The organism is Bacillus sp. TL12, assembly GCF_022625245.1.
Lineage (GTDB): Bacteria > Bacillota > Bacilli > Bacillales > Bacillaceae_G > Bacillus_A.
This window is the reverse complement of record NZ_JAJJBY010000001.1, coordinates 155762-177336: the sequence shown is the minus strand read 5'-3', so window position 1 is coordinate 177336 and position 21575 is coordinate 155762. Positions and strand designations below refer to the sequence as shown.

Genomic DNA, 21575 nt, shown 5'->3' with positions numbered 1-21575 from the left:
TTTTTTATGCTTTTTTCTGTTTGGACGTGATATTACAAGCCCTTTTTTCATACATATGGGATGAGAGGGGGTCTTGGAGATGAAGAAATTGTTACAAATGAAAAATTGGCTAACAAAGCAGATAGACCTTCCAGTGGATGTACTAATGGATCTACCTCGTATTACCCTTGTCGGGCAAGTACATATTTATATAGAAAATCATCGAGGGTTATTAGTATTTACGGATAAAGAGGTGCGGTTGTTATTAAAACATGGTCAATTATTAATCAAAGGGCAATCATTTGTTATTAAAACAATTCTTCCAGAAGAACTTTTACTTGAAGGAATCATTGAACAAGTAACATTTTTAGAAAATGAGAAAAAAGAAAAATGAAGTGAAACTTCCATAAGTGAAGTTTTCTTCTTATTTCGTTTCGTACGAGCTATTTGAAGGATAAAAGGTGAGGAAAGCACTGATTAGAATAGTGACGTAACACCTGTGCTTTTTGAGAAAGGTAGTGGGGCGGACGATGAAAAATCAATGGTTTACACGGTGGGTTGGATATGTGAAAGTTCGAATCGAAGGTAGAGGAGTGGAACGCTTTATTAATGAGTGTGTCCGTAGAAATTTGCTTGTATGGGATGTTAAAAAGATTACAGAAGATACATTAGTATTTTGTATGTTGCTTCGCGATGTGAAGCGGTTGAGACCAATCTATCGAAAAAATGAATGCAAGCTATATTTTATTGGACGTTTCGGTTTTCCGTTTTGGAATAAGCGTTTGCTCAAAAACAGTGGCTTTCTAATTGGATTTCTTATCTTTTTTTTCGGCATGATTGCTTTATCCAATATGGTTTGGAAAATTGAGATTACAGGAGCGAAACCAGAAACGGAATATATTTTGATGAAAGAATTGGACAAAATGGGGATTAAAAAAGGAAGGCTGCAATTTCAAATGCCGAGCGTCGAGGATGTTCAGCGACATTTAACAGATAATATTAATGCAATTACGTGGGCTGGTTTGGAAATAAAGGGGACAACATACCGTTTTAAAATTGTTGAAAAAAATGAGCCAGAGAAAGAGCAAGAGCGAAAACCACAAAATTTAATTGCAAAAAAAGAAGCGATAATAAAACAAACATTTGTGGAAACTGGGAAGCCGGTTGTAATGAAAAACGATTATGTGCAAAAGGGACAACTTCTTGTGTCAGGGATGTTTGGAAAGGAAGATAATCCAACAATTGTTTCTGCTAAAGGAATTGTATATGGAGAAACATGGTATAAATCTGAGGTGAATGTTCCATTAAATACTCGATTTCAAGTATACACAGGAAATTCGTATAATGAACATTTTCTGCGATTTGGAAGTGTTAAAATAAAAATATGGGGATTTCAACATGATAAATATAAACGCTCTCGTACTGAAAGTGTGAAGCATGATGTGAAATTGTTTGGATTTACATTACCAATTGCTTATGAAAAAGAAATTGTCCGAGAAGAAGAAGAGGCGAATCGTGAATATACAGAAAAGCAGGCAATGAAAGTTGCAAAAGAAATGGCCGAAAAAGAACTGAAGAAAAAATTGGATGAACATGCTATGATTGTAAGTGATGAGATTTTGCGTAAAGAGGTTGAGGTGGGGCATCTAAAAGTCACATTACATTATACGGTGATTGAAAATATTGCAGAACCACAACCAATATCTGAATCCGATATTCAAGGAGACTGAGTAATGGCAGAACAATTAGTAGAAATGAACCAACAATTGGAAAATCACAACGAAGCAATTGCTCTTTTTGGAGTAAATGATGCTCATTTAAAAGTAATTGAAAGAGAACTTGGTGTATCAATTGTAACTAGAGGAGAAGCTGTTCGTGTATCTGGAACGGATGAAGCTGTAGCGCTCGTAGAAAAAATCTTACAGCAATTACTTGCTGTTATTCGCAAAGGTGTATCGATCTCTGAACGAGATGTTGCATATGCAATTCAGCTTGGTCGTCAAGGGAAAATAGCTCATTTTGAAGAGTTATATGAAGAGGAAATTTTTAAAACAGCAAAAGGGAAATCAATTCGTGTGAAGACAATGGGCCAAAGGCAATATATTCATGCGCTAAAGAAGAACGATATTGTGTTTGGAATAGGGCCTGCAGGTACAGGGAAGACTTATTTAGCTGTGGTAATGGCTGTGCGAGCTTTAAAACAAGGGTATGTAAAAAAGATTATTTTAACAAGACCAGCTGTAGAAGCGGGTGAAAGTCTGGGCTTTTTACCAGGGGACCTAAAAGAGAAAGTAGACCCTTATTTACGTCCTTTATATGATGCGCTTCATGATATTCTTGGACAAGAATATACGCAACGTATGATGGAGAGAGGGACGATTGAAATTGCGCCTCTTGCGTATATGAGAGGGCGAACGCTGGATGATTCTTTCGTTATTTTAGATGAAGCACAAAATACAACGGGTGCTCAAATTAAAATGTTTTTAACTCGCCTCGGTTTTAGTTCAAAAATGGTTGTCACAGGTGATCCATCGCAAGTTGATTTACCGAAGGGTGTGAAATCAGGACTTTCAGTTGCTGCGCATGTTTTATCAGGTGTATCGGGGATTTCATTTGTTAAATTAGACCAATCTGACGTTGTAAGACACCCACTTGTGCAGCGGATTATCGAGGCATATGATAAAATGGAATGATCCTATTTATAAGGATCATTTCTTTTTGTATGATAGAGGTAGATGAAAGGGTTGGCGAATAGCCTGTTTTTTACTATCATTAGAGGATGGACAAGTAGATTTATGTATTTGTGAGTGTGAATCATTAGTAGAGCTGAAGAAAACTCTCGATTGATTCAAGTTTCACTTTATGTCTGGAGAGGAGAAGGTATTGAAATCATGTCAAGATCTCAAGAAATTTCTAGGTGGTTTCGTAACATACAGCATTCGAAAAAATTAAGCTGGATTTCTTATATTTTATTAGGAGCGGTACTGTTTTTTGCACTTATGAACAATGTGAAACCAGAGCAACTAGATGTTAAAATGCTATCTATTTCTAAACAAACAATCCACTCTCCTATCAAAATCGAAGATAAAGTAACAACTGATAAGAAGAAGAGGGAAGCTGCTCAAAAGGTTGAAGACCAATATACATATCGAAGTGAATATAAACAAAATAAAGTGGAAATTGTAAACTCTGTCTTTGAGGCGATAAAAGAAGTGGAAGCTGAGACGAAGGCTGCTGATCCTGATGAACAGAAAAAGGTTTCTGCTGCGGAACGATTAGAAAAGCTAAAAAAGAAATTGCCTACTGACTTAACAAAAAGCTTATCTGATTCTGTGTTGCTACAGCTTGTAAATGCTGAACCAGATCAATTGACGTTGGCAAGAGATGCTGTGGTAACAGCAATCAATAATATTATGAGCACGCACATTAAAATGAATGAAGAGAATGATGCGAAAGAGCGATTTATCAATGAAATACGTAATGTGAATGTGAATAGCGATTTAAAAGAAGCGCTTAATACGCTTGGAAAATATGCGATTGAAGCGAACTATTTCTACGATTCAGTTGCTACAAAAGAACAAAAACAAAAGGCGATGGATGCAATAGCAACAGTGTATATTTTGCAGGGGCAAATTCTTGTTAAAGAAGGAGATACAATTACAAGAGAAATATACGATCAGTTGAAATTAGTCGGACTTCTTGAACAAGGAAATACATTCCAGCCGTTTGTAGGATTGGCAATCTTCATCGGTGTACTGTTGTTTTTTATGCATAAACAATTTGAAACGTTTTTGAAATTGAAAAGAGAAGAAAAACCATATATTTTAGCCTATACTACAATTGTGGCGATTACAGTTGTTTTAATGAAAATCATTAGTTTATTCCAAAAGCTAGAATATGCTGGTATTGCATATATTGTCCCGGTCGCAATGGGGACTATTCTTGTAAAGTTAATGATTGGTGATCGTTTTGTTTTTATTACGAGTATGATTTTTTCTGTATGCGGTAGTATTTTGTTTAACGAAGGTGTAACGAGTACGCTTAATTATAGTGTGGGTATTTACGTTTTATTAAGTTCGTTATCAGTTAGTATCTTTTTGAGAGAAAAAAATCGACGTACAATGATTCTACAAGCAGGTATACTGGTCTCTGTTTTAAATGTAGTTGTACTAGCGGCGTTGTTACTTTTACGTAATGGTAATTTTTCACCGCTTGAAATTGGATCTCAATTACTAATGGCCGCAGCTTCTGGTATTATCTCGTCCATTTTAGCGATGGGAATTTTACCGTATTTAGAAGGAGGTCTTGGAATTGTTTCAAGTATGAAGCTTATGGAACTTTCAAGTCCAAATCATCCGCTCCTTCGTAAAATTTTACTAGAAGCACCGGGAACGTATCATCATAGTGTTATGGTTGCTAACCTTTCTGAGGCAGCTTGTGAGGCTGTTGGAGCAAATGGAGTTTTAGCGCGTGTTGGTGCGTATTATCATGATATTGGGAAAACGCTGCAGCCTCATTTCTTTATAGAAAACCAAATGGGAATTGAAAACCCGCATGATAAATTAGATCCTGAAACGAGTAGAGATATTATTATTGCTCATGTGACAAATGGAGTAAAGATGTTGGAAGAATATCATATTCCCCAAGAAATTATTGATATTGCAGGACAGCATCATGGAACGACATTACTTAAATATTTTTACTATAAAGCAATGAAAGAAGATAAAGAGAAATATACAGAAGAAATGTTTCGTTATCCGGGATCAAAAGCGACATCAAAAGAGTCTGCAATTGTTGGGATTGCTGATAGTGTCGAAGCGGCAGTACGTTCTATGAATCATCCAACGCCTGAACAAATTAATAATTTAGTACAAAGTATAATAAAAGATCGTTTGCAGGACGGGCAATTTAGTGAATGTAATTTGACATTTAAAGAATTACAAATTGTTGGGAAAACTTTATGTGAAACGTTAAATGGTATTTTCCATTCTCGTATTAAATATCCGGAACCACCGGAAGAAAAGGTGACAGAATGAGTTTATTAATAGATTTTTTTGATGAAACAGAAGAAGTGAAAGAAGAATACGTGAGTATGATTCGCGATCTTCTAGAGCAAGCTGCGCGAATGGAGAACGTAGAAGACGGAACAGAGCTTTCTGTTACATTTGTTGATAATGAACGTATTCAAGAGATTAATCGTGATTATCGCGATAAAGATCAACCGACAGATGTTATTTCTTTTGCAATGGAGGATATGGGAGAAGGAGAGATGGAAATCGTTGGCGCGGAAATGCCGCGTATGCTAGGTGATCTCATTATTTCCATTCCAAGAGCGAGAGAACAGGCTGAAGAATATGGCCATTCCTTTGATCGTGAGCTAGGGTTTTTAGCGTTACATGGATTCCTGCATTTACTTGGTTATGATCATATGACTGATGAAGATGAAAAAGAAATGTTTGGAAAACAAAAAGAAATTTTAGAGGCATTTGGATTAGGTAGATGAAAAAAGGAAAACTTATAAATAGTTTTGGATATGCTATAGCTGGTATATACTTTTGTCTTCGTCACGAACGCAATATGAAAATTCATTTTTGGGCCGCAGTTATTGTTATATGCTGCGGCTTTTATTTCCATGTAACGATAACGGAATGGCTCATATTACTCATTACAATTGGAATTGTAATGAGTTTGGAAATGGTCAATACGGCAGTTGAAAAAACGGTTGATTTAGCCACAGCGGATTTTAAACCATTTGCGAAAATTGCAAAGGATGTTGCTGCAGGTGCAGTGCTATTATTTACTGTTATAGCTGTCATAATTGGTGCTATTATCTTTTTACCTTATATGGTATAGTTGCATTCCAAAGCTTTTATTATGCTTTGGTAGCGGTAAGAACGCCGTTAATGAAAGTTTCATTTTATCTTTTCACAATTGAAAGCGGAAAGGATGCGAGGGCATGAACAGCAAAGAATTAATTCAAGAAGCAATCGAAGCGCGTAAACAGGCGTATGTACCATATTCTAAGTTTCAAGTAGGTGCAGCATTATTAACGGAAGATGGAAAAGTATACCGTGGATGTAATGTTGAAAATGCATCATATGGATTATGTAATTGTGCAGAAAGAACGGCTTTATTTAAAGCGATTTCTGAAGGAGATAAAACATTTGTAGCGATAGCGGTTGTAGCGGATACAAACCGTCCAGTACCTCCTTGTGGAGCGTGCCGTCAAGTTATGATAGAATTATGTAAACAGGATACGAAAGTATACTTATCAAATTTACATGGTGACATTCAGGAGACGACGGTCGGAGAATTGTTACCAGGAGCATTTTTAGCGGAGGATTTACATGAATAGAAAAGGTTATAAATCAGGTTTTGTCTCTATAATTGGCAGACCGAATGTTGGAAAGTCTACATTTTTAAATCGTATTATCGGTCAAAAAATTGCCATTATGAGCGACAAACCACAAACAACACGTAATAAAATTCAAGGTGTATATACGGAGAATGATTCACAAGTCATCTTTATTGATACGCCAGGAATACATAAGCCAAAGCATAAACTAGGCGATTTTATGGTGAAAATGGCACAAACGACATTAAAAGAAGTTGACATTGTGTTATTTATGGTCAATGCAGCTGAAGGTTTTGGTCGTGGTGAAGAATTTATTATTGAAAAACTACAAGAAACAAAGCAACCAGTATTTTTAGTAATCAATAAGATTGACCAAGTTCACCCGGAACAATTACTGGAATTAATCGATCAATATCGTAAGTTGCATGAGTTTGCAGAAATTGTACCGATTTCTGCTCTGGATGGTAATAATGTTGAGGCGTTAATCGGAGCGATTAAAAAGTATTTACCAGAAGGGCCACAATACTATCCGGACAACCAAGTAACAGATCATCCGGAGAGATTTATTATTGCAGAACTGATTCGTGAAAAGGTGCTTCATTTAACACGTGAGGAAGTACCGCATTCGGTGGCGGTTGTGATCGATGCGATTCAAAAGCGTGAAGGCGGAGCCGTCTATGTAAATGCAACAATTATTGTAGAGCGCCCATCACAAAAAGGAATCATCATCGGGAAACAAGGGAAGATGCTAAAAGAAGTTGGGAAGCGAGCTCGTTTTGATATTGAAGCACTTCTCGGTTCAAAAGTATTCTTAGAAGTATGGGTAAAAGTACAAAAAGATTGGCGTAATAAAATGTCACAGCTTCGCGATCTTGGTTTCCGTGAAGATGAGTATTAATAGAAATTAGGAAAAATTTTTCTCACATGAAAATGGACAAAATGGGTCATTTTAATAACAACAAAAGAAATTGGTTTATATGCTACGCTTACTGAGAAAGGTGGATTCTTATGCTAGATTTTACCTGGAAGTTTTTCTCCAAGACAGGAAGCATTGAGACGTATTTGCTTTTGAAGGAAATGGAAAAAGACGTAAACGATGAGATGGATCAACATGAAGAGGAGCTAGCACACCTAGATTCTCCAATTTCTTGACCCGTTTTGTTCAAACCTTGGATGGTGACGAACATGTTTCAAAAAGTTGAGGGAATTGTTATCCGGACAACTGATTATGGAGAAACGAATAAAATTGTTACGATATTCTCCCGTGAATTTGGGAAAGTAAGTGCAATGGCAAGAGGAGCGAAAAAACCGAAAAGTAGGTTAGCATCTATTTCGCAACTTATGACACTTGGTCACTTTCTGATCCAAATGGGGTCTGGACTTGGCACTTTGCAACAAGGTGAAATAATTTCATCTATGAAAGAAATTCGTGAAGATATATTTTTAACTGCTTATGCATCATTTATCGTTGAATTAACTGATAAAGCAACTGAAGATAAGAAACATAATCCGTACTTATTTGAAATGTTATATCAAACGTTACACTATATGTGCGAGGGTGTTGATCCTGAAGTATTGTCATTAATTTATCAAACGAAAATGCTCCCAGTACTCGGGATGCATCCATACTTTGATACATGTGCAATTTGTCACCATGAAGCAGATTTTGTCGCCTTCTCTGTCCGAGAAGGCGGTTTTCTGTGCTCGCGCCATGCAGAGCAAGATCCATACCGTATTCCGGTAGGAGAGGCTGTTCATAAATTGTTACGTCTCTTTTATCATTTTGATTTAGCTCGCCTTGGTAATGTATCTGTCAAGGATGGAACGAAGCGGCAAATGCGTACAGTATTAAATACATATTATGATGAATATTGTGGAATCTATTTGAAATCAAGGCGTTTTCTTGAGCAACTTGATAAATTTCAAATATAACGAGGACCATATACAGGTCCTTTTTACATACTTTCTTTTTCGAAAAGCATATTTAGTATATAATATTTAAGAGATAGTATAACTTTTTTCGTTGTGCATTGAAGGTGGTGATTATCATAGAACTGAATAAACGGCAAGAACATATCATTCAGATTGTAAAAGATCACGGTCCTATTACAGGAGAATCAATTGCGGCACAATTAAATTTAACGCGTGCAACGTTAAGACCTGACTTAGCGATTTTAACGATGGCAGGTTATTTAGAAGCACGTCCACGTGTCGGCTATTTTTATACAGGAAAAACTGGAGGGCAGTTGTTATCAGAAGCTGTTAAGAAAGTTAAGGTTCAAGATTATCAATCTAGGCCGGTCGTAGTTGATAAAAATATTTCCGTATACGATGCGATTTGTACCATGTTTTTAGAAGATGTTGGTACTTTGTTTGTTGTAGAGCAAGCGACGCTTCTAGTTGGGGTAGTTTCTCGTAAAGATTTATTACGTGCAAGCTTAGGAAAGCAGGATTTAACATCGCTTCCGGTTAATATTATCATGACAAGGATGCCGAATATCGCAATGTGCCGTAGGGAGGATCCTCTATATGATGTTGCGATGGAATTAATAGAAAGACAGATTGATGCTGTACCAGTTGTGAAAGATACGAAACAAGGACTAGAAGTTGTTGGTCGAATTACAAAAACAAATATTACGCGTGCATTTGTGAATTTAGTAAACAATGAATAAGTGTAATTTGTTTAAAGTGAGGTAATGTAATGGATAATAAAATCGTATATGTCGTATCTGACTCTGTTGGAGAGACGGCTGATTTAGTTGTTCGAGCTGCAATGGGACAGTTTCCATTCGCTCCTGATATTAGACGTGTACCCTATGTGGAAGATGCAGGGACATTAAAAGAAGTAATTTCAATTGCAAAGAGTAATCAAGCACTTATTTGTTTTACATTAGTAAAACCAGAAATGCGTCAATATATGCTAACAGAAGCGGCAAAAGAGGGAGTAGAGGCCTATGATATTATTGGTCCTCTTATCGATCAAATTGAGGAAATCACAGGACAAGTTCCAAGGTATGAACCTGGTGTTGTACGTAGATTAGATGAAGAATATTTTAAAAAGATTGAAGCAATCGAGTTTGCTGTTAAATACGATGACGGTAGAGATGCACGTGGAATTTTGAAAGCCGATATTGTATTGATTGGTGTATCACGTACTTCTAAAACACCACTTTCACAATATTTAGCTCATAATAAACGATTGAAGGTTGCGAATGTACCACTTGTACCAGAAGTGGACCCGCCTGAAGAACTATATCAAGTTGCGAAAGAAAAATGTTTCGGCTTGAAAATTACACCGGATAAGTTAAATCATATTCGAAAAGAACGATTAAAATCACTTGGATTAAGTGATGGAGCGACATATGCAAACATCAATCGTATTAAAGAAGAAATTGATCACTTTGAGAAAGTAGTAAGTAGAATAAATTGTCAAGTTATTGATGTATCAAATAAGGCGATTGAGGAAACAGCAAATATTATTGTGAATGCAGTGCAAAACCAAAAAATGTTTTAGCACATTTACTAAAGGTGAATGTGCTTTTTTCGCTCGAGATAAAGTGAAACTTTAATCAGTATTTTTCATCCCCACTAATTATTAGCTTTTGCCAATCGGGCTTGTAAAGCCAGTTTATTTCTCGTCTAATTTTTTTATTCTACTTGGATTTTGAAGTGGAGTACTACTACCTATAAATAGCTGGGTGAAATTTTAAAGGATATGTAGCGAAGTTAGAGAAAATATATTATAATAAAAAATTGTGATAAAAAGGTACATTTTACGTTTAGACTTTAATTTTTCAGAATAAACTAGGGATAGGATTTACGGAAAAGGTATACATTTACGTAAAATCGACAAAAATCCGGACAAGAAAACGCACATTATGGAAGGATTCACAGAAGGGATGTAGAATACAGAAATATGCAAAACATCAGTAAGATTCTAGTTGATGCAGATGCATGTCCTGTGAAGGATGAAATTGTGCGAGTTGGAACAAAATTTCATGTCGAAATTTTGTTTGTTGCATCCTACGCCCATCGTTCGAGAAAACAGCAAGGAAATTGGATATATGTAGATTCTGAGCAAGATGAGGTGGATTTTTATATTTATAAACACGCCAAAGCTTCAGATCTCGTGATCACACAGGATATGGGACTTGCTGGTCTTCTTGTAAAAAAAGGAGTATATGTATTATCTCCAAGAGGTACATTTGTGATTGATGAGCAAATGGATACAATTTTATATAGTAGATATGTATCTGCGAAGTTACGCAGACAAGGGACGTATACAAAAGGTCCAAAATCATTTTCAACGCACGATCGACAATGCTTTTTAACAAATTTAGAAAAAATATTGTCGAATTATAAAGGAATCCTTTAATTTGTATCGAATACAAAATACGACACGGAGATGGAGTTATGGGGAACAGAATTCCCGAAGAAGTTGTTGAACAGATTCGGACATCATCTGATATTGTAGAAGTGATTGGTGAGTATGTTCAGCTCAGAAAGCAAGGGCGCAATTATTTTGGCCTTTGTCCATTCCATGGTGAGAATTCGCCTTCATTTTCTGTTTCATCAGACAAGCAAATTTTTCATTGCTTCGGATGTGGAGAGGGAGGAAATGTTTTTTCGTTTCTCATGAAGATGGAAGGACTCTCTTTCATAGAAGCTGTGCAAAAGCTTGGAGAAAGAAATAATATTTCGGTTGTAGATTATACATCGGGACAAGAACAACAAGAGAACATATCTGATGACAGTGTCATTATGTTACAGGCTCACGAACTTTTGAAAAAATACTATCACCATCTTTTAGTGAATACAGAAGAGGGCAATGAAGCTCTTTCCTATTTGCTAAATCGAGGTATTACAAAAGAGATGATTGCAAAGTTTGAAATTGGTTATGCATCCCCAGCTTGGGATGCAGCAGCAAAAATATTACAAAAAAGAGGTTTTTCGCTATCAACCATGGAGCAAGCTGGCTTACTTGTACGGAGTGAAAGAGATGGCAGTCATCATGACCGTTTTCGAGGAAGAGTCATGTTTCCAATTCACACACTACAAGGGAAAGTAGCAGCGTTTAGTGGCAGGGCATTGGGAGATGATACTCCGAAATATTTAAACAGCCCAGAAACACCTATTTTTCACAAAAGTAAGTTGCTGTATAACTTCCATCAAGCAAGGTCGTTTATCAGAAAACGAGGGCAAGTTGTTCTATTTGAAGGGTATGCTGACGTATTAGCTGCTGTAAAAAGTGGGATTGAGGAATCAGTTGCGACGATGGGAACAGCTCTAACAGAAGAACAGGCGAAACTTCTGCGGCGTAATGTTGAAACTGTTGTTCTTTGCTATGATGGTGATAAAGCAGGACGAGAAGCGACAATGAAAGCAGGGCAATTGTTATTGCAAGTTGGTTGTCACGTCAAGGTTACTTCATTGCCAGATAAGCTTGATCCTGATGAATATGTGCAACAATATGGAACAGCGGCGTTTGAAAATCTTGTAAAGGCTAGTATAAGTTTTGTTGGATTCAAAATAAATTACTTGCGTTTAGGGAAAAATTTGCAAGATGAGTCTGGTAAAGAAGAATATGTGAAAAGTGTTTTAAAGGAGCTAGCATTATTGCAAGATGCAATGCAAGCAGAGTCATATTTAAAATCATTATCGCAAGAATTTGCTTACTCAATGGAAACACTTTTAGGCCAATTACACCAATATCGCAAAGAACAAAAGATACAGCAAAAACAAACAAAGCAAATTTCTAAGCCGCCTCAAATCGTTCAGGCAAAACCGAAATTTTCAGGTTTTGAAAGAGCAGAAAGAGAGCTCATTTACCATATGCTACAAAGTGCAGAAGTTGCTTTCCGTATTGAACCTCATATAGAAGATTTTCATACGGAAGAACATAAAGGGATTTTATATGAACTATACGCATATTATGAAAAGGGAAATGAACCTTCAGTCGGGAATTTCTTGAGTTGGCTCTCTGATGAGAAATTGAAAAATATTATTACCAATATTTCAACGGATGAATTCATTAATCCAGAATACACAGACGAGGTATTGCAAGGTCACTTAGAGGCGCTAAGCCGCCACAAGCAAAAGCTTAAAAAAATGGAAACCATTTTTGCAGTAAAGCAAATGGAAAAAACAGATCCAGTAGAAGCTGCAAAATTTTATGCAGCATATTTACAAAATCAGAAAGCAAGAAGATAGCTTTTTGTATAAAATTTTATTATAATGAATGTTTGTATCTCGCGTAAGGAGGGGAACAAATGGCTGATAAACCAGCTCGTTCTAAACAAATTGAAACTGATATGACTCTTGAGCAAGTGAAAGAACAACTCACTGAGCTCGGAAAAAAACGTGGCGTTCTTACATATGAAGAGATTGCAGAACGCATGAATGGATTTGAAATTGAATCCGATCAAATGGATGAATATTATGAATATTTAGGTGAACAAGGAATTGATTTAGTTGGCGACAACGATGAAGGTCCGAATAATCACCAAATCACAAAGACCGAAGAGGAATTCGATTTAAATGATTTAAGTGTGCCACCAGGTGTGAAAATCAATGACCCTGTTCGAATGTATTTAAAAGAAATCGGTCGTGTCGACCTACTATCCGCTGAAGAAGAAATTCGACTTGCAACACGCATTGAAGAAGGTGATGAAGAAGCGAAGCGCCGTCTTGCGGAAGCGAATTTACGTCTTGTTGTAAGTATTGCAAAACGATATGTAGGCCGTGGTATGCTCTTCTTAGACTTAATTCAAGAAGGAAATATGGGTCTAATTAAAGCTGTTGAAAAGTTTGATTATCGTAAAGGTTTTAAATTCAGTACGTATGCAACTTGGTGGATTCGTCAAGCGATTACACGTGCCATTGCAGACCAAGCGAGAACAATTCGTATTCCAGTTCATATGGTTGAAACAATTAATAAATTAATCCGTGTACAGCGTCAATTGTTACAAGATTTAGGGCGTGAACCATCTCCAGAAGAGATTGGAGAAGAAATGGATCTTGCTCCAGAAAAAGTACGCGAAATCTTAAAAATTGCACAGGAGCCAGTTTCTCTTGAAACACCAATTGGTGAAGAGGATGACTCGCATTTAGGCGATTTTATTGAAGACCAAGAAGCAACATCACCTGCGGACCATGCAGCGTATGAGTTGCTAAAAGAACAATTAGAAGATGTGTTAGACACACTAACAGATCGTGAAGAAAATGTTTTACGTCTTCGTTTCGGTTTAGATGATGGACGAACTCGTACGCTTGAAGAAGTTGGGAAAGTATTCGGCGTAACGAGAGAGCGTATTCGTCAAATTGAAGCAAAAGCGCTTCGTAAATTAAGACATCCAAGCCGTAGCAAACGTCTAAAAGATTTCTTAGAATAGGGTTCTTTTTAAGTTTACTTCACATTTGTGAAGTAAACTTTTTTATTTTGTTAATTTTTGTTAAAATTTAGCTGTGAGTAACGATTACAATTCTTGTAATTTATTTTACAGAATTGTCTTTTGATTTGCAAATGCTCATTTTTCGATTTTTCGATTAATTTCGTTTATTCTATACAAAAATATATGTAGAAAAACAAAAAATATGATGAGAAGCGTTGATATTTATCAAAATAATATGCGATAAAAGAGAGATAATCAATAAACTGAATTTATGGAATATTTTTAACAACTGATAGTTTTGTCTTTTCTGATAGAGCGTTTTCAAGTACAATGGAAATAACTGAATCATCTAACTATTAGGGGCGTAGAGGGGGGAAAGAAGTATGAAACGTAATCCATTGATTCCGTTTGCACTCATTGCTGTAATAGGGATTGTTATTATGTTTGTATTTTCGTTTGAGGGGTTATATAAATCTAAAGAGCTGGCCGATGCGAAAAATGGGGGGAAACCAGCGCAAACGGCATCGAAACCAGAAGATATTGTGAAGCAGAGTTGTGCGAGCTGTCATGGTGATCAGTTGCAAGGTGCAGTAGGGCCTAGCTTACAAAAGGTTGGTGGAAAACTTTCTAAAGATGAAATTAAAGAAGTAATTGTAAAAGGGAAAGGGAATATGCCGCCAAATTTAATTCCAGCTGATCAAGCTTCTAAAGTAGCCGATTGGTTAGCTAAGAAAAAATAGGGTGAACCTTTAATCTGTGAGAATTGTATGATTCGCATGTAGTGGAATACGACCAAAAAACAAGTTCTTTGCTTATTGGCGGAGAGCTTGTTTTTTCTTTTATCCTAAAATCAGATGAAATAAATAAATTGTTTTGTTTCTTTACTTGCAACAAGGACTGTAAATTCATTATCATGGAGACAGACTGACAAGAGAAGGAGCAATGGGAATAAATGAATGAAGTGAAGCTTTCAAAAAGATTAGAAGAAGTAGTGCGGGAAATTCCGGTAGGATCTACAGTTGCAGACATTGGCTCTGACCATGCGTACTTACCGTGCTATACAATTATAAATCATATTGCTACAAAGGCAGTAGCAGGAGAAGTGGTAGATGGACCATTTCGTTCTGCGCAGGCTACAGTAGCAGAAAGTGGCTTGCAAGAAAAGGTAGATGTTCGAAAAGGGAATGGGTTAGCTGTCATTACACCAGGAGAGGTTGATGTGATTACGATTGCTGGTATGGGTGGCGCGTTAATTCGTGATATTTTAGAGAACGGAAAAGAAAAACTAAATGGTGTAAAGCGTTTAATTTTACAACCGAATATTGCCGCGCATCATATTCGTGAATGGTTCATTGAAAATGGTTGGGAGCTTATTCATGAAAAAATTATAAAAGAAGACGGCAAAATTTATGAGATTTTAGTTGGAGAAAAAGGAAATCCTTTAGCACCTTACTCTGAAAATAAACAAGCTGAGCTATTTATTGGACCGTTTTTGATGAAAGAAAAGAATGATGCTTTTATTGAGAAATGGGAAGGTGAATCAAAAAACTTTCAAAATATCTTGAAGCAACTAGAACGTGCAGCAAATTCGGAAGACACAAAAGCGAAACGGGATGAAGTAGCAGAGAAAATGAAAATGATAGGAGAGGTTTTATCATGAGTAAAATTCCAAATGGGCATGAGATAATTTCTTTATTTGAAAGTATGTATCCAAAGCATCTTGCGATGGAAGGTGACAAGATTGGCTTGCAGATTGGGGCATTAAATAAGCCGGTTCAGCATGTATTGATCGCATTAGATGTTACAGAAGCAGTTGTAGAAGAGGCGATTCAAATAGGAGCGAATGTAATCATTGCTCATCATCCTCTTATTTTTAATCCATTAAAAGCGATTCATACAGATAAGGCTTATGGGCGAATTATTGAAACTTGTATCAAAAACGATATCGCTGTTTATGCGGCACATACAAATGTCGATGTAGCAAAAGGTGGAGTAAATGATTTACTTGCTGACGCGTTAGGATTACAAAATACAGAAGTACTTGTTCCGACATACTCGGAAGAAATGAAAAAGATTGTTGTATTTGTACCCGTAACGCATGCTGAAGAAGTTCGGAAAGCACTTGGGGATGTTGGAGCAGGTTATATCGGTAACTATAGCCATTGTACGTTTAATAGCGAAGGGATAGGTACATTTATGCCTGGAAAGGGGACGAACCCTCATATAGGCGAAACTGGGCAGTTAGAGCGTGTAGAAGAGGTAAGGATTGAAACGATTATTCCAGCTTCACTAGAGCGAAAAGTCGTAAAAGCCATGTTAATAGCTCATCCATATGAGGAAGTTGCTTATGATGTGTATCCACTTGATAATAAGGGAGAAACGTTAGGGCTTGGTAAGATTGGATATTTGCAAGAAGAAATGACATTAGGTCAGTTTGCTGATCATGTGAAATCTGCATTAGATGTACAAGGCGCACGAGTTGTTGGGGATTTAGACGATAAAGTGCGGAAAGTAGCAGTGCTTGGCGGTGATGGGAATAAATATATTACGCAAGCGAAATTTAAAGGAGCAGATGCATATGTAACAGGTGATATGTATTATCATGTTGCACACGATGCAATGATGCTCGGATTAAATATTGTTGACCCAGGACATAATGTGGAAAAAGTAATGAAACATGGTGTACAAAAGCAGTTGCAACAAAAAGTGGATGAGAAAAAATTTGCTGTGCAAATTCATGCTTCAAGGTTACATACAGATCCGTTTACTTTTGTATAAAGTGAAACTTTAATCAGTGGGGGGGTTCCTCATCCTTCACTGATTCTCAGTCCTCACCAATCGGGCCTTTACGGGTAGTTTATCTCCCACCTAACTTCTTTAGAAAAGCGGAAGCGGCTCATTCAGAATCGCAGGACGTTGGAGCACACGACAGAGAGGCGCTTTTTGCCTCGTCCGAGGGGGCGAAACGACCGGAGATTCTAGCCGCTAGAGCTGGACATTGCTTGCACCGAATTTTGAGGTGGGAGTATTACTGCACGTTAGTGCGGGATAAACAGTGTAATAAAAAATCCGTTGCTAGCGAATTAGCAACGGATTTTTTTATTGTTGTTTTTTTGCCTTTACACGCGGCAAGATTTTTTGAAGTGGTACGTTTCGTTTACGTTCCCAAGTTGCTGGGTTCATCGGATCATACTGTTCTAAAAAGGCAATTACTTCTTTTGTAATCGGTGTTGGTGTAGATGCTCCTGCAGTAACAGCGACGTTTTCGATACCTTGTAGCCACTCTAATTGAATTTCGCTTACATCTGCAACGCGGTATGCCTTTGTACCAGCAATCTCTTGTGATACTTGAGCTAAACGGTTTGAGTTATTACTTTTAGGATCACCAACAACAATCGTTAAATCAGCCACATCAGCCTGTTTAGCAACGGCTTCTTGACGAACTTGTGTTGCTAAGCAAATTTCTTTATGAAATTCAGCTGTTGGGAATTTTTTCTGAATGTCTTCCATCAGGTGCTGAACGTCCCATTGGCTCATTGTTGTTTGATTTGTAACTAAAATTTTCTCTGTTGGGATTTCTAGTGTTTCCAAATCATTTGCCCTTTCAATAAGATGGACGATATCAGGTGCGATACCAACAGCACCTTCTGGTTCCGGATGCCCCTTTTTACCAATATAAATCACATGGTATCCTTCCGCTTTTTTTGCTTCAATGAGGTCATGTGTTTTCGTAACGTCTGGACATGTTGCATCGATTGTCGTTAATCCTTTTTCTATTGCACGTTTTTTAACTTCTGGAGAAACTCCATGTGCTGTGAAAATAACGGTACCAGAATCAATTTTGTCTAAAATCTCTAATCGACTTGGACCATCTAATGTAATAATGCCGTCTTCTTCGAAAGCATCTGTTACATGTTTGTTATGAACAATCATACCTAAAATATAAATTGGTCTCGGTAACGTTTTATCTAGTGCGGCATTGCGTGCAATGACCATCGCATCAACAACACCGTAGCAATAACCACGAGGGGAAATTTTAACAATTTTCATGTGAGTAATCCTCTCCTTCTAAACAAGGAATCCTTTTTGTACATAGTCTTTTTTATTATAAAGGAGGAGTGGACAGAAAACAAAGGATTGTTAGACATATAGTTTCGGTTTTGGTGCCATACGCGGGATATCCTCTTTCGGAAGGTCTTGTTCAATAACGGGTTCTAAAATTATTTTCTTCTTTATTTTCTTTGTTGAAAGTGATGAAGGTGCAGCGATTACTTCCGTCTCTTCTGTTGATTCTTCAGCAGCACCTTTTCCGGAAGTGAGAATTTTTACGATACTTGGTATGCTACGCACAATGGGTCCGTACTGCTGGACGACAGGTCCTACAGATTGAGCGACTTGAGCAACCTTTTCAATATTATTTAACATGCCAGTAGGATTGGAGATTAGATTGGAAAAGAAGCTACCAATACCACTGCTAGCGCTAGGTGTCACCGGTGCTGAGCCACGTATTTCATTATGGTCATTCATTTGAGGCGATATCATTTGTTGTGGTGGCTGTATATAGGGCTGCTGATGTTGATGCATCATCGGTCGTCCCTCCATTTGTCGATAGGGAGGAACCATCTGCATAAAGGCATGAGTCGGATCTTGCTTTTGGAATAGTTTAGCGAGAAATCCTTTCTTTTTTTGCATCATAGGCGGTAAATTAGGTATGGGATATGGGGTGTATGGTTGTTGCTGTCTTGCATACATTTGCCCCATAGGGGGTTTCGGATACATAATAGAAACCCTCCTTTCTTCAGTTAGGTATATACACATACAATATGCAATGAAAAGGAATAAGGTTAGTTTTTGAAGTGAAAACCTAAACTAAAGATGGATTTTACTATTAGATTTCGATATAATGTAGACTTGACTGATTTGTGCGCGCAGTAGAAATTTTAGAAAGAAGGTGTAACTTATGACACTACAAACATTTACGCAGTATAATTTTCAACCATTTTTAATAGATGCAGTTCGTGAACTACGCTTTTCGGAGCCGACAGAAATTCAACAGAAAATTTTTCCAGTTGTAAAAAAAGGTGTGAGTGTAATTGGACAGTCTCAAACCGGTTCTGGGAAAACACATGCATACTTACTTCCAACTTTAAACAGAATTGATGCAAAACGTGAAGAAGTACAACTTGTTATTACAGCGCCTACTCGTGAGTTAGCACAACAAATTTATCAAGAGATTGTGAAGTTAACAAAGTTTTGTGCGGAAGATCAAATGATTACAGCACGTTGTTTAATTGGCGGAACGGACAAACAACGCTCTATTGAAAAGCTGAAAAAGCAACCTCATGTCGTTGTTGGAACACCGGGGCGCATTAAAGATTTAGTAGAAGAACAAGCGCTATTTGTTCATACAGCATCTACTATTATTGTCGATGAGGCAGATTTAATGCTTGATATGGGATTTATTCAAGATGTGGATAAAATTGCAGCACGCATGCCAAAAAACTTGCAAATGCTTGTTTTCTCTGCAACGATCCCTCAAAAATTAAAGCCGTTTATGAAGAAGTACATGGAGAATCCAGAGCATATTCATATTAATCCGAAACAAGTTGCGGCAGGAAATATTGAGCATTATTTAGTACCTTCTAGACATCGCAATAAGATCGAATTAGTAAAAAATATGTTACTTCAATTTAAGCCATATTTAGCAATCGTCTTTACAAATACGAAAAAAATGGCAGATGAAGTGGCGAATGGATTAGCAGAGCGTGGATTGAAAGTTGGACGAATCCATGGTGATTTAACTCCGCGTGATCGTAAAAAAATGATGAAGCAAATTCGTGATTTAGAATTTCAATATATTGTGGCGACAGACTTAGCGGCACGTGGTATTGATATCGAAGGAATAAGCCATGTAATTAACTATGAAATCCCTTCGGATTTAGATTTCTTCGTTCACCGCGTTGGAAGAACAGCACGTGCTGGTTATTCTGGTATCGCAGTGACAATTTATGATCCAGCAAACGAAGAAGCGTTAGATAGCTTAGAAAAACAACGTAATATTACATTCAAACATGTAGATTTACGTGGAGACGAATGGGCAGATTTAGGTGAGCGTCGTCGTCGTAAAAGTCGTAAAAAACCAAATGATGAATTAGATATTATGGCAACAAAAGTTGTTAAAAAGCCGAAAAAGGTTAAGCCAGGTTATAAGAAAAAACTTGCCACTGAACGTGAAAAAGTGAAGAGAAAATATAGCAATAAGAAAAGATAAGGGGGAGATCCCTTATCTTTTTTTATCTCCTCATGTTGAAAGAGTAATGAGCTTATTGTTGTATATATCCATCTTGATTTTCCAACATATAAGTCGCTGCTATGAAAACAAAAGAAGCTCTCCACTCGCTTTCTCCCTTTGTTCTTACTTGATATGGGGGCAAAAAGGGAACTGACCGCTTCTATCCATGGCCGGACGCTCTCTTCCGACCTGAAAAGAATGGTTTTTACCCGGTTTTTCAATTTGTGTTTGTATATATTCTTTTAGGAACAAACAATTCACTACATATTTCTACAAATTATGCTATCATTATAGCTATTGTATATTGAAGAGGTGATTATATGTTAAAGATTGGATCTCATGTTTCTATGAGTGGTAAGAAGATGTTATTAGCAGCGAGTGAAGAGGCTGTTTCATATGGTGCGACAACGTTTATGATTTATACAGGTGCACCGCAAAATACGAGAAGAAAACCAATTGAAGAGTTAAATATAGAAGCTGGACGAAAACATATGGAACTGAATGGTATTGAGGAAATTATCGTCCATGCGCCTTATATTATTAATGTTGGGAATACGACAAAACCTGAAACATTTCAACTAGGTGTGGATTTCCTTCGTATGGAAATTGAAAGAACGTCAGCGTTAGGGGTAGCGAAGCAAATTGTACTTCACCCAGGTGCTCACGTTGGGGCAGGAGCTGAAGCTGGTATCCAGCAAATCATTAAAGGGCTAAATGAAGTGTTGACGCCAGAACAGACAGTAAACATTGCACTAGAAACGATGGCTGGAAAAGGAACAGAGTGCGGACGTAGTTTTGACGAAATTGCAAAAATTATTGATGGCGTAAAATATAACGAAAAATTATCTGTATGCTTTGACACATGTCATACACATGATGCAGGTTATGATATTGTGAATGATTTTGATGGTGTATTAAACGAATTTGATAAAATTGTTGGGATTGATCGTTTGCAAGTGTTGCATATTAATGATAGTAAAAATGTACGTGGAGCCGGAAAAGACCGTCACGAAAATATTGGTTTTGGCCATATTGGGTACAAAGCGTTACATCATATTGTGCACCATCCGCAATTACAGCATGTACCAAAAATTCTTGAAACACCTTATGTGGGCGAGGATAAGAAAGATAAAAAACCACCATATAAATTTGAAATTGAAATGTTAAAGAGTGGTTCATTTGATGAAGGTCTTCTTGAGAAGATTAAAGAACAATAAGGAGGGGAATTCCCCTCCTTATTTTAATAGTTTCTGAAATAATGTATTTATTTGTTGAGCAGTAGATGGAGAGGTTACTTTTGCGATTTTTTTTAAAAGTTCTAGTCTTTCTCCTGTATCGTAAATATTGACATTTTTTCCTTTTAGTAAAGGGACAATTTGCTCAGCTTGTTCAGTTGTAATAGGAACTTCATATTCTTTACTATATTTCAATAATTCTTTTGTGGTCATATGATTTAATTTTTTATTTACAATATGTTTGATAAGGTTCACGATATAATCCTCCTTCAGGCGTTCTTATATCGAAATATATGTGTGCGGTGCTTGTATATATTCGTATA

The 21575-nt window shown here is 36.9% G+C and carries 23 protein-coding genes; 20 read left to right on the top strand and 3 right to left on the bottom strand.

From position 1 onward, the window contains the following. Positions 1 to 79 precede the first annotated feature (79 nt). The 18 genes from yqfC (at position 80) to LOK41_RS00925 (ending at position 16503) form a co-directional block, all read left to right on the top strand. Complete coding sequence (gene yqfC / locus LOK41_RS01010; protein WP_241814806.1) at positions 80 to 373, top strand: sporulation protein YqfC; 294 nt, start codon at positions 80 to 82, stop codon at positions 371 to 373. A 136-nt stretch (positions 374 to 509) separates the two neighbouring features. Then, a complete protein-coding gene (yqfD, locus tag LOK41_RS01005; protein WP_000795989.1) occupies positions 510 to 1709 on the top strand; it encodes a sporulation protein YqfD in 1200 nt (399 codons plus the stop codon). A gap of 3 nt (positions 1710 to 1712) precedes the next feature. Next, complete coding sequence (locus LOK41_RS01000) at positions 1713 to 2672, top strand: PhoH family protein (RefSeq protein WP_174098967.1); 960 nt, start codon at positions 1713 to 1715, stop codon at positions 2670 to 2672. A 198-nt stretch (positions 2673 to 2870) separates the two neighbouring features. Beyond that, on the top strand, positions 2871 to 5015 hold the full coding sequence (locus LOK41_RS00995; RefSeq protein ID WP_241814805.1) for an HD family phosphohydrolase: 2145 nt from the start codon (positions 2871 to 2873) through the stop codon (positions 5013 to 5015). Next, entirely contained in the window at positions 5012 to 5482 is a 471-nt protein-coding gene (gene ybeY / locus LOK41_RS00990; RefSeq protein WP_241814804.1) for an rRNA maturation RNase YbeY, read from the top strand. The genes LOK41_RS00995 and ybeY overlap by 4 nt, the downstream gene beginning before the upstream one ends. Next, a complete protein-coding gene (locus tag LOK41_RS00985; protein ID WP_241814803.1) occupies positions 5479 to 5832 on the top strand; it encodes a diacylglycerol kinase family protein in 354 nt (117 codons plus the stop codon). The genes ybeY and LOK41_RS00985 overlap by 4 nt, the downstream gene beginning before the upstream one ends. A 103-nt stretch (positions 5833 to 5935) precedes the next feature. Beyond that, the gene (locus tag LOK41_RS00980; RefSeq protein ID WP_241814802.1) at positions 5936 to 6334 is read left to right on the top strand and encodes a cytidine deaminase; all 399 of its coding nucleotides are present in this window, start codon (positions 5936 to 5938) and stop codon (positions 6332 to 6334) included. Then, entirely contained in the window at positions 6327 to 7232 is a 906-nt protein-coding gene (era, locus tag LOK41_RS00975) for a GTPase Era (protein ID WP_018765845.1), read from the top strand. Before LOK41_RS00980 ends, era begins: the two co-directional genes overlap by 8 nt. Positions 7233 to 7342: 110 nt before the next feature. Continuing rightward, positions 7343 to 7486, top strand: a complete 144-nt coding sequence (locus tag LOK41_RS00970) for a YqzL family protein (protein ID WP_000883924.1) — start codon at positions 7343 to 7345, stop codon at positions 7484 to 7486. 33 nt (positions 7487 to 7519) lie between these two features. After that, positions 7520 to 8266, top strand: a complete 747-nt coding sequence (gene recO, locus LOK41_RS00965) for a DNA repair protein RecO (protein ID WP_241814801.1) — start codon at positions 7520 to 7522, stop codon at positions 8264 to 8266. Positions 8267 to 8373: 107 nt separating this feature from the next. Next, a complete protein-coding gene (gene ccpN / locus LOK41_RS00960; protein ID WP_241814929.1) occupies positions 8374 to 9006 on the top strand; it encodes a transcriptional regulator CcpN in 633 nt (210 codons plus the stop codon). Between the two features lie 29 nt (positions 9007 to 9035). Further along, a complete protein-coding gene (locus LOK41_RS00955) occupies positions 9036 to 9848 on the top strand; it encodes a pyruvate, water dikinase regulatory protein (RefSeq protein ID WP_241814800.1) in 813 nt (270 codons plus the stop codon). A 402-nt stretch (positions 9849 to 10250) separates the two neighbouring features. After that, entirely contained in the window at positions 10251 to 10709 is a 459-nt protein-coding gene (locus tag LOK41_RS00950) for a YaiI/YqxD family protein (RefSeq protein ID WP_241814799.1), read from the top strand. Between the two features lie 38 nt (positions 10710 to 10747). Beyond that, entirely contained in the window at positions 10748 to 12544 is a 1797-nt protein-coding gene (gene dnaG / locus LOK41_RS00945; RefSeq protein WP_241814798.1) for a DNA primase, read from the top strand. A 59-nt stretch (positions 12545 to 12603) separates the two neighbouring features. Continuing rightward, a complete protein-coding gene (gene rpoD, locus LOK41_RS00940; protein ID WP_003200669.1) occupies positions 12604 to 13725 on the top strand; it encodes an RNA polymerase sigma factor RpoD in 1122 nt (373 codons plus the stop codon). Positions 13726 to 14108: 383 nt separating this feature from the next. Continuing rightward, positions 14109 to 14465, top strand: a complete 357-nt coding sequence (cccA, locus tag LOK41_RS00935; protein ID WP_174098976.1) for a cytochrome c550 — start codon at positions 14109 to 14111, stop codon at positions 14463 to 14465. A 212-nt stretch (positions 14466 to 14677) separates the two neighbouring features. After that, positions 14678 to 15385, top strand: a complete 708-nt coding sequence (locus LOK41_RS00930; RefSeq protein ID WP_241814797.1) for a tRNA (adenine(22)-N(1))-methyltransferase — start codon at positions 14678 to 14680, stop codon at positions 15383 to 15385. Further along, positions 15382 to 16503 (top strand): Nif3-like dinuclear metal center hexameric protein, encoded by a 1122-nt coding sequence (locus LOK41_RS00925; RefSeq protein ID WP_241814796.1) that lies wholly within the window; start codon positions 15382 to 15384, stop codon positions 16501 to 16503. The genes LOK41_RS00930 and LOK41_RS00925 overlap by 4 nt, the downstream gene beginning before the upstream one ends. Positions 16504 to 16824: 321 nt before the next feature. Here LOK41_RS00925 and LOK41_RS00920 read toward each other — a convergent pair whose 3' ends face one another. Both LOK41_RS00920 and LOK41_RS00915 read right to left on the bottom strand, forming a co-directional pair. Further along, on the bottom strand, positions 16825 to 17775 hold the full coding sequence (locus LOK41_RS00920) for a 4-hydroxy-3-methylbut-2-enyl diphosphate reductase (RefSeq protein WP_241814795.1): 951 nt from the start codon (positions 17773 to 17775) through the stop codon (positions 16825 to 16827). Positions 17776 to 17865: 90 nt separating this feature from the next. After that, the gene (locus LOK41_RS00915) at positions 17866 to 18504 is read right to left on the bottom strand and encodes a YqfQ family protein (protein WP_241814794.1); all 639 of its coding nucleotides are present in this window, start codon (positions 18502 to 18504) and stop codon (positions 17866 to 17868) included. Positions 18505 to 18685: 181 nt separating this feature from the next. On the opposite strand from LOK41_RS00915, the gene LOK41_RS00910 reads away from it, so the two are divergent. Then, positions 18686 to 19996 carry a DEAD/DEAH box helicase gene (locus tag LOK41_RS00910; RefSeq protein WP_241814793.1) on the top strand — a complete coding sequence of 437 codons (1311 nt, stop codon included), beginning with the start codon at positions 18686 to 18688 and terminating at the stop codon, positions 19994 to 19996. Positions 19997 to 20337: 341 nt separating this feature from the next. Beyond that, positions 20338 to 21234, top strand: coding sequence for a deoxyribonuclease IV (locus LOK41_RS00905; RefSeq protein ID WP_241814792.1), 897 nt, complete (start codon positions 20338 to 20340; stop codon positions 21232 to 21234). A gap of 18 nt (positions 21235 to 21252) precedes the next feature. Here LOK41_RS00905 and LOK41_RS00900 read toward each other — a convergent pair whose 3' ends face one another. After that, positions 21253 to 21507, bottom strand: a complete 255-nt coding sequence (locus LOK41_RS00900; protein WP_174098983.1) for a DUF2624 domain-containing protein — start codon at positions 21505 to 21507, stop codon at positions 21253 to 21255. Between the last annotated feature and the right edge of the window lie 68 nt (positions 21508 to 21575).

Excerpts from the sequence above, each read along its gene's own strand:
- LOK41_RS00970 (WP_000883924.1), top strand. The coding sequence starts at position 7,343 with ATGCTAGATTTTACCTGGAAGTTTTTCTCCAAGACAGGAAGCATTGAG.
- era (WP_018765845.1), top strand. The coding sequence starts at position 6,327 with ATGAATAGAAAAGGTTATAAATCAGGTTTTGTCTCTATAATTGGCAGA.
- rpoD (WP_003200669.1), top strand. The coding sequence starts at position 12,604 with ATGGCTGATAAACCAGCTCGTTCTAAACAAATTGAAACTGATATGACT.
- LOK41_RS01000 (WP_174098967.1), top strand. The coding sequence starts at position 1,713 with ATGGCAGAACAATTAGTAGAAATGAACCAACAATTGGAAAATCACAAC.
- LOK41_RS00915 (WP_241814794.1), bottom strand. The coding sequence starts at position 18,504 with ATGTATCCGAAACCCCCTATGGGGCAAATGTATGCAAGACAGCAACAA.
- yqfC (WP_241814806.1), top strand. The coding sequence starts at position 80 with ATGAAGAAATTGTTACAAATGAAAAATTGGCTAACAAAGCAGATAGAC.
- LOK41_RS00925 (WP_241814796.1), top strand. The coding sequence starts at position 15,382 with ATGAGTAAAATTCCAAATGGGCATGAGATAATTTCTTTATTTGAAAGT.
- LOK41_RS00920 (WP_241814795.1), bottom strand. The coding sequence starts at position 17,775 with ATGAAAATTGTTAAAATTTCCCCTCGTGGTTATTGCTACGGTGTTGTT.
- LOK41_RS00995 (WP_241814805.1), top strand. The coding sequence starts at position 2,871 with ATGTCAAGATCTCAAGAAATTTCTAGGTGGTTTCGTAACATACAGCAT.
- yqfD (WP_000795989.1), top strand. The coding sequence starts at position 510 with ATGAAAAATCAATGGTTTACACGGTGGGTTGGATATGTGAAAGTTCGA.
- LOK41_RS00930 (WP_241814797.1), top strand. The coding sequence starts at position 14,678 with ATGAATGAAGTGAAGCTTTCAAAAAGATTAGAAGAAGTAGTGCGGGAA.
- LOK41_RS00985 (WP_241814803.1), top strand. The coding sequence starts at position 5,479 with ATGAAAAAAGGAAAACTTATAAATAGTTTTGGATATGCTATAGCTGGT.
- ybeY (WP_241814804.1), top strand. The coding sequence starts at position 5,012 with ATGAGTTTATTAATAGATTTTTTTGATGAAACAGAAGAAGTGAAAGAA.
- LOK41_RS00910 (WP_241814793.1), top strand. The coding sequence starts at position 18,686 with ATGACACTACAAACATTTACGCAGTATAATTTTCAACCATTTTTAATA.
- recO (WP_241814801.1), top strand. The coding sequence starts at position 7,520 with ATGTTTCAAAAAGTTGAGGGAATTGTTATCCGGACAACTGATTATGGA.
- dnaG (WP_241814798.1), top strand. The coding sequence starts at position 10,748 with ATGGGGAACAGAATTCCCGAAGAAGTTGTTGAACAGATTCGGACATCA.
- LOK41_RS00955 (WP_241814800.1), top strand. The coding sequence starts at position 9,036 with ATGGATAATAAAATCGTATATGTCGTATCTGACTCTGTTGGAGAGACG.
- LOK41_RS00980 (WP_241814802.1), top strand. The coding sequence starts at position 5,936 with ATGAACAGCAAAGAATTAATTCAAGAAGCAATCGAAGCGCGTAAACAG.
- LOK41_RS00950 (WP_241814799.1), top strand. The coding sequence starts at position 10,251 with ATGCAAAACATCAGTAAGATTCTAGTTGATGCAGATGCATGTCCTGTG.
- cccA (WP_174098976.1), top strand. The coding sequence starts at position 14,109 with ATGAAACGTAATCCATTGATTCCGTTTGCACTCATTGCTGTAATAGGG.
- LOK41_RS00905 (WP_241814792.1), top strand. The coding sequence starts at position 20,338 with ATGTTAAAGATTGGATCTCATGTTTCTATGAGTGGTAAGAAGATGTTA.